This is a genomic window from Lysobacter rhizosphaerae (assembly GCF_054779795.1).
The window spans coordinates 551,513-564,678 of record NZ_BAAGXO010000007.1 but is presented as its reverse complement, the minus strand read 5'-3'; the positions used below and the strand labels follow the sequence as shown (position 1 = coordinate 564,678).

Annotated in this window: 11 protein-coding genes and 1 pseudogene; 2 read left to right on the top strand and 10 right to left on the bottom strand. The window is 67.6% G+C overall.

Translation table 11 applies throughout. From position 1 onward, the window contains the following. Nucleotides 1-221: 221 nt before the first annotated feature. A complete protein-coding gene (locus tag ACYVGE_RS11655; protein WP_460730054.1) occupies nucleotides 222-773 on the bottom strand; it encodes an NADPH-dependent FMN reductase in 552 nt (183 codons plus the stop codon). Nucleotides 774-904: 131 nt separating this feature from the next. Between ACYVGE_RS11655 and ACYVGE_RS11650 the strand changes: the two genes are divergently transcribed. Then, the gene (locus ACYVGE_RS11650) at nucleotides 905-1,357 is read left to right on the top strand and encodes an EF-hand domain-containing protein (RefSeq protein ID WP_460730052.1); all 453 of its coding nucleotides are present in this window, start codon (nucleotides 905-907) and stop codon (nucleotides 1,355-1,357) included. Between the two features lie 108 nt (nucleotides 1,358-1,465). Here the strand turns inward: ACYVGE_RS11650 and ACYVGE_RS11645 are convergent, their stop codons facing one another. From ACYVGE_RS11645 to acs, 7 genes are all read right to left on the bottom strand, one after another. Continuing rightward, complete coding sequence (locus tag ACYVGE_RS11645; protein ID WP_460730050.1) at nucleotides 1,466-3,238, bottom strand: GGDEF domain-containing protein; 1,773 nt, start codon at nucleotides 3,236-3,238, stop codon at nucleotides 1,466-1,468. Nucleotides 3,239-3,317: 79 nt separating this feature from the next. Then, complete coding sequence (locus ACYVGE_RS11640) at nucleotides 3,318-3,596, bottom strand: hypothetical protein (protein WP_460730048.1); 279 nt, start codon at nucleotides 3,594-3,596, stop codon at nucleotides 3,318-3,320. Between the two features lie 79 nt (nucleotides 3,597-3,675). Continuing rightward, a complete protein-coding gene (locus ACYVGE_RS11635; protein ID WP_460730046.1) occupies nucleotides 3,676-3,873 on the bottom strand; it encodes a hypothetical protein in 198 nt (65 codons plus the stop codon). A 35-nt stretch (nucleotides 3,874-3,908) separates the two neighbouring features. Beyond that, nucleotides 3,909-4,730: an SAM-dependent methyltransferase gene (locus ACYVGE_RS11630; RefSeq protein WP_460730045.1), complete on the bottom strand. Its 822-nt coding sequence runs from the start codon at nucleotides 4,728-4,730 to the stop codon at nucleotides 3,909-3,911. Nucleotides 4,731-4,795: 65 nt separating this feature from the next. Continuing rightward, nucleotides 4,796-5,335, bottom strand: coding sequence for a GNAT family N-acetyltransferase (locus ACYVGE_RS11625; RefSeq protein WP_460730043.1), 540 nt, complete (start codon nucleotides 5,333-5,335; stop codon nucleotides 4,796-4,798). Nucleotide 5,336: 1 nt separating this feature from the next. Then, nucleotides 5,337-6,620, bottom strand: coding sequence for a pepsin-like aspartic protease (locus ACYVGE_RS11620; protein ID WP_460730041.1), 1,284 nt, complete (start codon nucleotides 6,618-6,620; stop codon nucleotides 5,337-5,339). Nucleotides 6,621-6,921: 301 nt separating this feature from the next. After that, nucleotides 6,922-8,868 carry an acetate--CoA ligase gene (acs, locus tag ACYVGE_RS11615; RefSeq protein ID WP_460730039.1) on the bottom strand — a complete coding sequence of 649 codons (1,947 nt, stop codon included), beginning with the start codon at nucleotides 8,866-8,868 and terminating at the stop codon, nucleotides 6,922-6,924. A gap of 150 nt (nucleotides 8,869-9,018) precedes the next feature. On the opposite strand from acs, the gene ACYVGE_RS11610 reads away from it, so the two are divergent. Then, nucleotides 9,019-10,677, top strand: a complete 1,659-nt coding sequence (locus ACYVGE_RS11610; RefSeq protein ID WP_460730037.1) for an MFS transporter — start codon at nucleotides 9,019-9,021, stop codon at nucleotides 10,675-10,677. Nucleotides 10,678-10,737: 60 nt separating this feature from the next. Here ACYVGE_RS11610 and ACYVGE_RS11605 read toward each other — a convergent pair whose 3' ends face one another. Both ACYVGE_RS11605 and ACYVGE_RS11600 read right to left on the bottom strand, forming a co-directional pair. Further along, complete coding sequence (locus ACYVGE_RS11605) at nucleotides 10,738-11,466, bottom strand: response regulator (protein ID WP_460730035.1); 729 nt, start codon at nucleotides 11,464-11,466, stop codon at nucleotides 10,738-10,740. Further along, nucleotides 11,463-12,959, bottom strand: a pseudogene (locus ACYVGE_RS11600) (sensor histidine kinase); the annotation flags it as partial. The pseudogene ACYVGE_RS11600 and the gene ACYVGE_RS11605, both read right to left, overlap by 4 nt. Nucleotides 12,960-13,166 lie beyond the last annotated feature (207 nt).

Genomic DNA, 13,166 nt, shown 5'->3' with positions numbered 1-13,166 from the left:
CTCTGCGTGCCGGCCCCGCGATGCCTGCCAGGCGGCAGCACACCAGCGCATCGGCCTGCACAGCGCCGAAGAGTCGGTACGGAAGGTGACGGCGAGTGGACGACCGGCCCCGGTCTCCACTCCTGCCGCGGCCCATGCGGCGCGCGCATCGTGCCCACCCGCTCCCGCGGGTGCACGCCGCATCGCAACAAATCCCGATCCGCGCGCGGATCGGGATTCCCTCAGCCCGCGCGTGCGCGGATGAAGGCGACGTACTTGTCCATCCAGCCCTGCACGAAACCGCGGCTGGCCGCGCCGATGTTGCCGTCGTTGTCGAAGAAGCCCTCCGTGGCCTGGAGGAACGCCTCCGGCTGGCCGAGCGTGGCCACGTCCAGATAGGCGAGCGTGTTGCGCAGGTGCTGCTGCGCCAGCGCGGTACCGATCGAGCCGACCGAAATGCCGATCACGCCCGCGGCCTTGCCCGCGAACGCGCTCTGTCCGTACGGGCGCGAGGCGTGGTCGATCGCGTTCTTCAGCACGCCCGGCATCGAGCGGTTGTACTCGGGGGTGACGAAGATCAGGCCGTTGGCGGCCTTGACCTCCGTCTTGAGGCGCAACACCTGCGGCGCCTGGTGCGCGTCGTCGTCCTGGTTGTACAGCGGCAGGTCGCCGATCTCGAGCTGGTTGAAGCGGAATTCCGCGGGCGCGAGCCGGGCCAGCGCGGTGGCGAGCTTCCGGTTGAAGGAATCGCGGCGCAGGCTGCCGACGAACACGGCAATGGCGTACTGGCTCATGCAGGTCTCCCGGGGAAAGGTCGCGCCATGCTGCACCGCGGCTCGTTAAGGCCGTGCGCGGCCGCTCACGGCCGGTTCGCGACGGCTACGGCGTTGCTCCCTGCAACACCTACCTGCTCCCGGAGCCCGCCATGCCTGCCGCCCTTCCGCGCCTCGCCGTGCTGACGTTCGCACTTGCCCTCGCGATGCCCGCGCTCGCCGGCGACCCGGGCACCGGGTCCAAGCCCCGCAGCACGCTGCCCGCCGGGGCGCAGGCCCGCTTCACCTTCCTCGACGTCAACCAGGACGGCGTCCTGAGCAAGTACGAATACGACAGCGATGTCGCATTCGAGACGATGGACGCTGACCACAACCACCGCCTGTCGGCCGCCGAGCTGCAGGCGGGCCTGGGGGCAGTGGAGCCCGGTTCGACTTCCGCCGCCGACCGCATCGTGATCGCCGACCTGGATGCCGATGGCGAACTCGACGATGCCGAACTCCGCCGCTCCACCGAACTGCGCTTCGGCTGGCTCGACCGCAACAACGACGGCAACCTGGACCTGGCCGAAATGCAGGCCGGCTACGCGGCGCGCGTGCGTCCATAAGCCCACGGCGCCGCCAACCTCGCGGCGCGATTTCCTGTCGCCCAAAAAACAACAGCGAAGCCATCGCTTCGCTGTTGTCGGAACCTCCCGCCCGGGCGGGTCGCGCGGTTACGCCGGCACGTGCAGGCGCAGCGGCACCGGGCGGTTGTCCTCGTGCATGCAGATGCGGTCGCGGCCTTCCGCCTTGGCGCGATACATGGCGCGGTCGGCGTGCATGAAGAGTTGCTCGAAGCTGTGGCCGCACAGGTTCGTGCTGGCGCAGCCGAAGCTGGCGGTGATCGCGGGAATGCCGCCGTCGATCGCCGACGCATCGATCGCGGCGAGGTACTCGCGGCACTTCTGCGCGATGCGTTCGGCCGTGTGCAGGTCGCCGCCGCAGGAGAGGATGGCGAATTCCTCGCCACCCAGGCGGCCGAACAGGTCGCCCTCGCGGCACGAGGCGTGGCACGCCGCGGCCACCTGGCGCAGCACCCAGTCGCCGGTGGCGTGGCCGTGGCGGTCGTTGATGCGCTTGAAGTTGTCGAGGTCGAGCAGCACCAGTGCGGCCTCGCGCTCGGCGGCCTCGCAACGCGCCAGTTGCGCCTCGGCCTGCGCGCGGAAGTGGCCGCGGTTGAAGATTCCGGTGAGGCTGTCCACCTGCGCCTGCTTGCGGAACATCACCTGCACGCGCTTGATCTTGTAGGCCCAGTAGGTGCCCACGCCGAGCACCAGCAGCAGCATCAGCACCAGCAGGCGGTTGTTGATCGCCGACTTCTTGGCGACTTCCTGCTGCAGGCGCAGCACGTCGTTCTGACGCTGCAGCAATTCGATCGCCTGGTTCTTCTGCTGCAGTTCGTTGCGGCTGAGCTGGAAGGCAAACTCACGCGCCTTGATCTCATCCAGGCGGGCCTTGTCCGCTTCGGCATAGCGACGGTACTGGTCCAATGCCGTAGCCAGGTCTTTACGGCGAAGCGCAACCTCATAAAGCACCTTATGTGCCGTCACCAGCGGCAGCGAGTAGGCATCGTTGCCACCGCCTGCCAGTGCGGAGCGCGCATGCCTTTCGGCGCCTTGGACATCACCCAGGATCAGGCGATATTCGGCGAGCAACCCATGAATTTCGCCGACAAGGCGCGGGTAATGGGAGGCCTCCACCTCTGCGAGGTGCGATTCGAGCAGTTCAATCGCGCGATCAGTCTGTCCCTTTGCAGCCCAGCGACGCGCCAGGTATCCGCGGAGGAGATTGGAGATGATGAATTCCCGTTGCGCCTCGCAATCGGCGATGCCCGCGTTGATTTCATCCTCGTCCAGTTCAGAGCCCAGGCCGTGGAGTGCCTCCACGCGAATCTGCCTGGCGAAACAGCGGTTCCTTGGTGCCGGGTCTTGCGATAAGACCTGGTCTGCGTAGTGCTGGGCGAGGGCGTATTGGCCATGCTGGTTGTACAGAAGCGCGGCGACGCCGAATCCGGTCTGGCGGAGTTCGCTGTCCTGTATAAGATCCTGCATGGCCAGCGCCGACTCAAGGTGGCGCAAACCCAGGGAAAAGTCCCGGGTGATCGCGGCGGTATTGGCGACCAGCAGGCCAGCCCTGAACTTGATTGCTACGTCCGACGTCTCCTTGTGCACCTCGAGCGCTTGCTGGATGGCGGCGTCATACCTGCCCCTCATCGCAGACTGATAGGCCCTAAGCAGACGGAACTGCCACTGCTGGCTGGGGCTAGCAGCGGCCTTTACCTTTTCGATTTCGTCCAGCGCCGATGCAAAGGCCTTGGGATCAGTGCTGCGTGCCGACTCGGCTTGTTTCAACAAGCTGCCAATGTCCTCGCTGGCGTGTGCCGACAGCGGCAACAGCATCGCCAAACAAAAACCCATCAGCAATTTCTTCATCGACACGATCGTCATGAGCGCTTTCCCTTGCTGGCCAATGCATCTCTATTGGTGATCTCGTCCGCCGTCGTGGCAGAAGCTGGTCCGCGTGATTTCAGGCTGCGCGGGAAGTCGTTTCCTGCTCCGGCGCTTCTCCGCCGTCTTCCTGTTCCTCGCCTTCGTTGGGTTCTTCGTTGTCGGCGGGAAAAATCGCGCAGAACATGGCGCTACGACCGCCAAGCTCCCGGCTCAGGCCTTGGACGTCACGTTCCAGCAATGCCTTTCGGATGACGGGATCGAGGTTGGCGCCCACGACGGCTGCTATGAACTCTTCGTGCGACAGCGGCTTGGGGTTGCGGGCGAGAGCTTCCAGGAACTGCACGACATTCGACATCTTCGACTCCTACTACTCGTTGGTTGGACCGCGGGTGTTAACGCCGAAGCGGCGCTCGGCCGCTTCGGCTCTATTCAAATCAATCGGGAACAAAAACGAAGCAACGGGTTTCGGTACGACCACCGATCACTCGATTGACCGCGTTGGCATCCCGCGCCAGCAAGGCATCACGCGCGGCATCATCCAGCCCCAGCGCTTCCACGGCATGGGCGTAGTTGGCGGCGGACATCTGGTTCGGCGCGGCGCCGAGGGTTTCGAGGAACTGCACGATGGACATCACTACTCTCCTTGTGGTGTTGCGGTGGTTGAAAGTCAGGCCTGTTCGGTGGCCGCGGTTTCCGCTCGCTCCAGCGCTTCGATCCTGGCCAGCATCGCTTCGTCGCGTTGCAGCGGCTCGCACGGCGGCACGACCAGGGTGGAATGCATGTACAGCGGCGTGTCGGGCAGGTCGCGCAGGGCGACGGTCTCCATGCGCGGCTGGGTGATCGGCAGCGTCGCTGCTTCGTAAACGGTGACCGGATGGTCGGCCGGGTAGTCCTCGCGCAGGCGCTCGACCAGCAGGCGGCGGTATTCGGAGCCGGTGGCGAAACGGCGATAGGTGCGGTCGCCGGCGATGCCGACCTGCCACAGGATCAGGTAGGCGGACGGGTCGATCCGGCGCCGGTAGAACATCAGCTGGCTGGCCTCGTAGTGCTGGCAGCCCAGGCGGCCCGGGTCGATGCCGAGGTCGGCGTACAGGCAGTCCTCGGCGGAGACGCCAGGCTCCATGTGCGCGGCGAAGCCTTCGCGGCGGGCCTGGGCGATGGCGTCGTGCGGGGCCTTGGCGAACACGCCGGGGTGGCCGTAGAAGGCGCCGACGACGGTGCGGCCGGCGCGGACTTCCACCAGCATGGACTCGACCATGTCGCGGTAGGTCTGGTGGCGCGGCTTGCCCTCGGCGTAATGCGGCTGGAGGCTGCGCACGTCCGGGTGCATCTGCTGCAGCCACAGCTCGACCACCGGATCGGACACGGCGACGAAGACCACGTCGGCCTGTTCGATCTGGCTGCGCGCACGCGGGCCTATATGGGCCCCAAGCATCATCCCCAGGCCGACGCAGACCAGGCTGCCCGGCTTTTCAGCAGTCGTTGACACGTTTCGTCCATCCCCCCGGAAGAGTCAGGACGATAACCGACCGGCCTGATTCTGCAAAATCGGTCTCAGTTCGCCTGGCGCGCCTGCCAGTGGGCGCGCGGCAGTTCCCAGCGGCACAGGGTCTTGTCGGTCACCTTGTCCGGCGTGCGCACGAAGCCGAACCTGGCGAGCAGCTTGTCGATGAGCAGGGCGTGGTCATCGTCCGGGCGCTGCGCATACACCAACGCCAGGCCCATGCCGTTGCCAGCGTGGTCGTTGAAGGCGTGCTCGAGCAGCGGCGCGAAGGCTTCGCTCGACACGCCGCGGTTCCACCAGCCATTGCGCAGCATCACGCCGAGTTCGGCGCTGTCGCCCGTGCGCAGCAGGGCGGCCATGCCGATGGCGGTGTCCGACTCTTTGTCGTCGATGGCCCAGAAGCGGTGGCCGGGCGTGTCCTTCGCGTTGTGCCCGCACGCGCGCTGGAAGCTTGCCAATGCCGCTTCGGCCGACAGCGGCGCGACGATGCGGCGCATGACATCGGGATCGGTGTAGAGGTGGCAGAACATCGCTTCGTCGCGCGCTTCCATCGGGCGCAGTCGCAGGCGCGGTGTATCGAGCACGGCCATCTCAGTTCGACCACGCCGCATCGGCACCGCGCGCCTTCGCGACGCGCACGCAGCCGCCGTTGGGCGCGCTGCGGTCGAACACGCAATAGCGTTCCGCCATCAGCGGCAGGCCGAGGATGGTCTGGTTCGGCCAGTTCTTCAGCTGGCTCGACAGCAGGCAGTACGCCTGCCCGGCGCGCATCGCGTTGCGCGGCCAGTAGTGTTCCTGCGTGCAGGTGAGCCTGGTCTCGCTGCCATCGGGGGCGCGCAGGAAGAAATGCAGCTCGGGCCAGTCGAGCGCGTCGACGTCGGCGTTCGGCAGGCCTTGTTGCTGCTGCGCGAACGTCTGCTGGAAGCGTTCGACCAGCGCCGGCAGGCGCGCATCGCGTTGCGCGAAGGCGGCGAGCACGGCGCGATAGAGCGTGGCTTCGAGGATCAGGAAGCTGCAGCCGGTATCGAAGAAGGCGTTGCTGGCGGCGCGGTGTTCGTACTTCGGATCCAGCGCCGGCGCGTCGATGCGTGGGCCGTCGCCGACCTGCACCGCGACCAGATGCGCGTTGTAGTAGAGGTCGTGGACGATCTGGATGTTGCCGAATTCGCCCTCGTGCAGCCGGTGCGGCTGGTCCGCGTCGTGATCGGCGGAGCCGCCGAGCACCATCACGCCCTGGTTGAGCGGGTCGGCGGCGAGCAATGTGGCGTCGGCGCTGTCGTCCTCGACGTGCACCAGCGGCCGGCGCAGCAGCAGCGCGAAGCGGTTGTCGATGCGATGGGCGTCCGCCAGCGCGGTGAACAGTGGCGTCAATGTCACCCGCGGCTGCTGCTTCAACAGGGTGGCGAAGTCGCTGAGGTTCTCGTCTTCGCGGTCGAACGGCCATGGCCAGGTCAGCGGTGGCTCGACACCGCGTTCGCTGAGGTAGTCGCGCACGTCGTGTGCGATGTCCAGCTCGCTGTAGGCGAGGCCAAACAGGCCGTCGGCGTCGTGCATGTCCTGCGCCTGGGCCTGGGCGCGCGAGAACTGCGCGGCCTCGAGGTGCACGCTTTCGTGCAGGCCATCGAAGTGCACGTCCGCGCGCAGCACCGGCCCGGCCCACACGCCCCCGCCGTAGCGCACTTCCTGCGCCCAGGTGGTCGGCGTGTGGCTGGCGTCCTGGTCGGGATCGTAGGCGTGCGGCAACACCACCAGCGTGCTGCTGCCGGTATCGAGGACGAAGTTGCCGGGGCGTTGGCCGCTGCCGATCGACAGGCGAACGGTGTAGGCGCCCTTGGCATGGGCGAGGGTGATGGGCAGGTGCAGGGCGCGGGTCATGGGTCGATTGGAGCAGATGGTGCGCGGGCGCGGCAGCCCCCATCCCAGCCTCCCCCGCGAGCGGGGGAGGGAGAATTGCAGCCCGCATCCCGGCCTTCCCCCGCGCTCGGGGGAAGGAGAAAAGCCGCGAGCGCGCGAAGGAAAAGATTGCTCCCTCCCCCGAGCGCAGGGGTAACGGCACTACGCCTTGCTCCCTCCCCCGCCTGCGGGGGAGGGTTGGGGAGGGGGTATGTGGCGGTGGAGGTATGCAAAGCGCCCCCATCCCGGCCTTCCCCCGCGAGCGGGGGAAGGAGTCATCGCGCTACGGCACTCTGCGCTGCTGCACCAGCGATTCCACCACCGACGGATCCGCGAGCGTGCTCGTGTCGCCAAGCTGCTCCGGTGCGTTCTCGGCGATCTTGCGCAGGATGCGGCGCATGATCTTGCCGCTGCGGGTCTTCGGCAGGCCCGGCGCCCATTGCAGATGATCGGGCGCGGCGATCGGGCCGATCTCGTTGCGCACGTGGACGATCAGTTCCTTGCGCAGCTCTTCGCTCTCGCGCTCGCCCGCGATCAGGGTGACGTAGGCGTAGATGCCCTGGCCCTTGATGTCGTGCGGGAAGCCGACGACCGCGGCTTCGGCCACCTTCGGATGCGAGACCAGTGCGCTCTCGACTTCGGCAGTGCCGATGCGGTGGCCGCTGACGTTGATGACGTCGTCGACGCGGCCGGTGATCCAGTAATAGCCATCGGCATCGCGGCGGCAGCCGTCGCCGGTGAAGTACATGCCCGGATAGGTCTTGAAGTAGGTGTCGATGAATCGCTGGTGGTCGCCGAAGACCGTGCGCATCTGCCCGGGCCAGGAATCCAGCAGCACCAGGTTGCCTTCGGCCTCGCCTTCGAGCAGCACGCCGTTGGCGTCGACCAGGGCCGGCTGCACGCCGAAGAACGGCAGCGTCGCCGAACCCGGCTTGAGGTCGGTCGCGCCCGGCAGCGGCGAAATCAGGATGCCGCCGGTTTCGGTCTGCCACCAGGTATCGACGACCGGGCAACGCGAATCACCGACGACTTCGTAATACCAGCGCCACGCTTCCGGATTGATCGGTTCGCCGACGGTGCCGAGCAGGCGCAGCGATGCGCGCGAGGTCTTCTGCACAGGCGCCTCGCCCTCGCGCATCAGCGCGCGGATCGCGGTGGGAGCGGTGTAGAAGATGGTGACCTTGTGGCGGTCGATCACTTCCCAGAAGCGCGAGACCGTCGGGTAGTTGGGCACGCCCTCGAACACCAGCGAGGTGGCGCCGTTGGCGAGCGGCCCGTACACGATGTAGCTGTGGCCGGTGACCCAGCCGACATCGGCGGTGCACCAGTAGATGTCGTCCTCGCGCAGGTCGAACACGCTCTCGTGCGTGTAGGCGGCCCACACGAGATAACCGCCGGTGGTATGCAGCACGCCCTTGGGTTTGCCAGTGGAACCGGAGGTGTAGAGGATGAACAGCGGGTCTTCCGCGTTCATGCGCTCGGGCTCGCAGGTGGCCGGCTGGTCGTGGACGACGGCGTCGTACCAGCGGTCGCGTGGCATCTGCATGTCGACCGCGGCGTGCGTGTGGCGCACGACCAGCACCGTTTCGACCGAGTTGGTGCCGGGCAGCTTCAATGCGGCGTCGACATTGGCCTTGAGCGGCACCTTCTTGCCGCCGCGCAGGCCCTCGTCGGCGGTGATGATCAGCTTGGAGCGGCAGTCGTGGACGCGATCGGCGATGGAGTGCGGTGCGAAGCCGCCGAACACCACCGAATGCACCGCGCCGATGCGTGCGCAGGCGAGCATCGCCACCGCGGCTTCGGGAATCATCGGCAGGTAGATCGTGACGACGTCGCCCTTGGCCACGCCGAGCGCACGCAGGGCATTGGCAAGGCGGCACACGCGCGCATGCAGGTCGCGGTAGGTGACGTGCTGCGCGGGCTGGGTCGGGTCGTCGCGCTCGAAGATCAGCGCGGTCTTGTCGCCACGCGTGGCGAGGTGGCGGTCGAGGCAGTTGACGCTGGCGTTGAGTTCGCCGTCGGCGTACCAGTGGATGTGGAAATCGTCGAGCTGGTAGCTCACGTCCTTGACCTGCGTCGGCGGCCGGAACCAGTCGATCCGTTCCGCCACCCGGCCCCAGAACGCATCCGGCTGCGCCACCGATGCGGTGTACGACTGCTCGTATTGCGCGCGGGTGATGCGGGCCCCGGCGGCGAATTCGGCGCGGACGGGGTAGACGGCTTGCGTCATGGGAGTACGGCTCCGGCGTGGGGCATCGGGAAGGTCCTTCCGATTGTGCCGCATCGGCCAGCGCGATCGGGGGATCGGGGATCGTTGCGGCGGCAATCATTCCGGAGCCATGGCACTCTTGGGCCCGGTCCAGGCCAGGGGAAACCGCCGATGTCCACCGCGTCCGCCGTCGCGCCCGCACGCGCGCTCACGCAAGACCACAAGAAAGTGATCTTCGCCTCGTCGCTGGGCACCGTGTTCGAGTGGTACGACTTCTACCTGTACGGGTCGCTCGCCTCGATCATCGCCAAGCAGTTCTTCAGTGGCCTCGATGAAACCAGCGCCTTCATCTTCGCCCTGCTCGCCTTCGCCGCCGGTTTTGCGGTGCGGCCATTCGGCGCGCTGGTGTTCGGCCGCCTCGGCGACCTGGTCGGGCGCAAGTACACCTTCCTGATCACCATCGTGATCATGGGCGCGTCGACCTTCCTGGTCGGCCTGCTGCCGAGTTACGCGAGCATTGGCGTCGCCGCGCCGGTGATCCTGATCGCGCTGCGACTGCTGCAGGGGCTCGCGCTCGGCGGCGAATACGGCGGTGCGGCGACCTACGTCGCCGAGCATGCGCCGCACGGCAAGCGCGGCCTGTACACCAGCTTCATCCAGACTACCGCCACGCTCGGCCTGTTCCTGTCGCTGCTGGTGATCCTGGGCGTGCGCAGCCATGTCGGCACCGAGGCGTTCGAGGCGACGTACTGGCGCGTGCCGTTCCTGCTGTCGATCGTGCTGCTTGGCGTGTCGGTGTGGATCCGCCTGCAGCTGAGCGAATCGCCGCTGTTCCAGCAGATGAAGGACGAGGGCCGGACCTCGAAGGCACCGATCACCGAGAGCTTCTTCTCCCGCAACGGCAGGATCGTGCTGCTGGCACTGTTCGGGGCGACCGCGGGCCAGGCGGTGGTGTGGTACTGCGGCCAGTTCTACGCGCTGTACTTCCTGACCCAGTCGTTGAAGGTGGATGCGACCACGGCCAACCTGCTGATCGCCGGCGCGCTCGCGCTGGGTACGCCGTTCTTCATCCTGTTCGGCTGGCTGTCGGACAAGGTCGGCCGCAAGAAGATCGTCATGGCCGGCTGCCTGCTCGCCGCGCTCACCTACTTCCCGCTGTTCAAGGCGATCACCCACTACGCCAATCCGGCGATCGAGGAAGCGAGCGCGACCCGCCCGGCGGTGGTGCATGCCGATCCCCATACCTGCTCGTTCCAGTTCGATCCGGTCGGCAAGAAGGTCTTCAGCAATTCCTGCGACATCGCCACGGCCGCGCTGGCCAAGGCGGGCGTGCCCTACACGATCGCGGCGGCACCGGCCGGCAGCGTCGCCAGCGTGGCGATCGGTGGCATCAGCGTGCCGGGCTACGAAGGCGCGGGCCTGGGCAAGGACGAAGGCAAGGCTCACGGCGAAGCGTTCACCGCCGCATTGAAGTCGGCGTTGGGCACCGCCGGTTATCCGGAAAAGGCGGACCCGGCACGCATCGACAAGCCGATGCTGTTGCTGCTGCTCACCCTTCTCGTCGTGTACGTGACGATGGTCTACGGCCCGATCGCCGCGTGGCTGGTGGAGCTGTTCCCCACCCGCATCCGCTACACCTCGATGTCGCTGCCGTACCACATCGGCAACGGCTGGTTCGGTGGCTTCCTGCCGACCATCGCGTTCGCGCTGGTCGCCGCCAGCGGCAACATGTACCAGGGCCTGTGGTATCCGATCATCGTCGCGCTGGTGACCTTCGTGATCGGCTCGCTGTTCCTGCGCGAGACCAGGGACGTGGACATCCGCGAGTAGGCGGATGCCGCGGCGGCGCTTTCAGTTGGCGCCGTCAGTCGGCGCCGTCAGTCGGCGCCGTCAGTCGGCGCCGTCGAAGCGCACGAAACGCAGGCCCACGCCCGGCTCGGTCACGATCCAGCGCGGCGCCGCCGCATCGTCGCCGAGCTTCTGCCGCAGTTTCGCCACCAGGATGCGCAGGTAGTGCGTGTCCTGCTGGTGCGTGGGGCCCCACAGTTCGCGCAGCAGTTGCGGCTGGGTGACGACGCGCCCGGCGTGGCGCACGAGCAGGGCCAGCAGGGCGTATTCCTTGCGCGACAACGCAAGCGTTGCGCCGGCGAGGCGGACTTCGCGCCGCGCCAGGTCGACATGCAGATGGCCATCGTCGTACAGCGGCGGCGCATCGAGCGGTTGCGCGTTGGTACGCAGCAGTGCGCGCACCCTTGCCATCAACTCGGGCACGCCGAAGGGTTTGGTGACGTAGTCGTTGGCGCCGGCATCCAGTGCGGCGACCTTTTCGGCTTCGTTCGAGCGCACGGTAAGCACGATTACGGGGGCCTGCGACCACTGCCGCAGCGTCTGCAGCACGGCGTGGCCGTCGAGGTCGGGCAGGCCCAGGTCGAGGATGACGAGGTCGGCGCCATGCGTGGCGAGCGCGTCGAGTCCGGCCTGTCCGCTCTCCGCGAGCGTCACCGCATAGCCCTGCGCGCGCAGGCTGATCTCGAGGAAACGGCGGATCTGCGGCTCGTCGTCGATCACCAGCAGGCGTGCCGGGGTCGATGTCGCGACGTCGGCGGGCAGCGGGCTCATGGCGCGTCCCGGGCCGGTTCGATCACCGGCAGGGTGATGCGCAACGTGGTGCCGATGCCATCGCGGTTGGGCAACGCCTCCACGTCGCCGCCATGCGCGCCGATCATGCCGCGGCAGATCGCCAGGCCGAGGCCGGTGCCCTCGCCGCCGCGGTCGCCGCGGCTGACGCTGTAGAACATGTCGAAGATGCGCTGGCGCTCGGCATCGGGGATCCCGGGGCCGCGGTCGCGCACGTCGATGCGCAGGCGGTTGTCGGGCAGGCGCATGGCTTCGATCACGATCGCCTCGCCCGCCGGCGAGAAACGCGCGGCGTTTTCGATCACGTTGAACAGGGCCTGCTCCACCAGCGCCGGGTGCACCCAGATCAATCCGGCATCGCGCGCGACCTCGACGTGGAAGCGTGCGCCCGCCTGGTAACGTTGCAGGCGGCCGATGGCCGAGCCGATCAGCTCATCGACGCCGATCCAGTCGCGATGCAGGGTGAGCCCACCGTGGCCCAGGCGGGTCATGTCGAGCAGGTTCTGGATGTAGCGGTCGAGGCGTTCGCCCTCGGCGTGGATCGTTTCGAGCAGGCTGCGGCGGTCGTCGGCGGTCATCGCCTCGCCGTAACTGTCGAGACTGCCGGCCGCCCCGATGATCGCGGCGAGCGGTGAGCGCAGGTCGTGCGATACCGAGGACAGCAGCGCCGAGCGCAGGCGTTCGGTCTCGTTGGCCATGCGCTCGGCTTCCAGGTCGGCGACCAGGCGCGTGCGCAGCAGGGCCTGCGAGATGTCGTCGGCCATCGCGCGCGCGAGTTGCCGCTGCGTTTCGTCGAGGCGCGGCGCGTGCGTGGCGCGCTTGAGGCCGATCACACCGAGTGATGTAACGCCCAGCGAGGCCTCGGGCGCGCGCAGCGGCAGGAACCACCAGCCGTGCTCCTCCACCGATTCACGCGGTGCGGTGGCGGCATTCATGGCATCGGCAAGACGCAATGCGGCCGCATCGGGTGGCTGCGTGCCCGCGGTGTGCAGGCTGCGCTGATCCAGCCGCAACCATACGTCGGCATCCAGGCTGTGGCGGAACACCGCGTGCGCGGCCTCGACCACGGCGCTCTCGTCCGCGGCGACGGCGAGGCGCTGGGCGAGGTCCTGGCGTGCATGCGCGTGGCGGTTGGCGACACGCAGCGCCTGCACCTGCATCGCCAGCTGCGACGCCATGCGCCCCGCGAGCAACGCCGCCGCCAGGAACAACGCGACCGTGGCCACGCCCTCCCACGCGGTGATGTACAGCGTGTAGCGCGGGGCGATGAAGAAGAAGTTGTAGGCGAGGAAGCACAGCACCGCCGTCAACAGCGCGGGGCCGGTATGCGTGCGCGACGCGACCACGAGCACGGCCAGCATGAACACCAGGGACACATCGCGCAGGCCCAGCCAGCGCTCCGTGGCGACCGCCACGAGGACGGCGGCCACCGCGCCGGCGATCGCCAGTACATAGCCGCCGGCGGGCTGGGAGGGCTCGGGCGATGCGGCGGGCGCGGTCATCGGCATGTGCGCATTGTGCGCGCTATTGATGAAACGCCACCCGCCTGTTGCAGGGATGAGCGCCGCAGGCGCGAAGAATTTACGCGGAATTTACGCGCCCGGCGGCGCCAGCGGCTTCTGCCTTTATGCCCTGCAGGAAAACACTGGCGCCCTGCAATCGCCACGCCTCGTGGCGTCGGG

What these genes read in the sequence shown, in the direction of transcription:
- ACYVGE_RS11655 (WP_460730054.1), bottom strand. Translation starts at nt 773, where the DNA reads ATGAGCCAGTACGCCATTGCCGTGTTCGTCGGCAGCCTGCGCCGCGAT.
- ACYVGE_RS11650 (WP_460730052.1), top strand. Translation starts at nt 905, where the DNA reads ATGCCTGCCGCCCTTCCGCGCCTCGCCGTGCTGACGTTCGCACTTGCC.
- ACYVGE_RS11645 (WP_460730050.1), bottom strand. Translation starts at nt 3,238, where the DNA reads ATGACGATCGTGTCGATGAAGAAATTGCTGATGGGTTTTTGTTTGGCG.
- ACYVGE_RS11640 (WP_460730048.1), bottom strand. Translation starts at nt 3,596, where the DNA reads ATGTCGAATGTCGTGCAGTTCCTGGAAGCTCTCGCCCGCAACCCCAAG.
- ACYVGE_RS11635 (WP_460730046.1), bottom strand. Translation starts at nt 3,873, where the DNA reads ATGTCCATCGTGCAGTTCCTCGAAACCCTCGGCGCCGCGCCGAACCAG.
- ACYVGE_RS11625 (WP_460730043.1), bottom strand. Translation starts at nt 5,335, where the DNA reads ATGGCCGTGCTCGATACACCGCGCCTGCGACTGCGCCCGATGGAAGCG.
- ACYVGE_RS11620 (WP_460730041.1), bottom strand. Translation starts at nt 6,620, where the DNA reads ATGACCCGCGCCCTGCACCTGCCCATCACCCTCGCCCATGCCAAGGGC.
- acs (WP_460730039.1), bottom strand. Translation starts at nt 8,868, where the DNA reads ATGACGCAAGCCGTCTACCCCGTCCGCGCCGAATTCGCCGCCGGGGCC.
- ACYVGE_RS11610 (WP_460730037.1), top strand. Translation starts at nt 9,019, where the DNA reads ATGTCCACCGCGTCCGCCGTCGCGCCCGCACGCGCGCTCACGCAAGAC.
- ACYVGE_RS11605 (WP_460730035.1), bottom strand. Translation starts at nt 11,466, where the DNA reads ATGAGCCCGCTGCCCGCCGACGTCGCGACATCGACCCCGGCACGCCTG.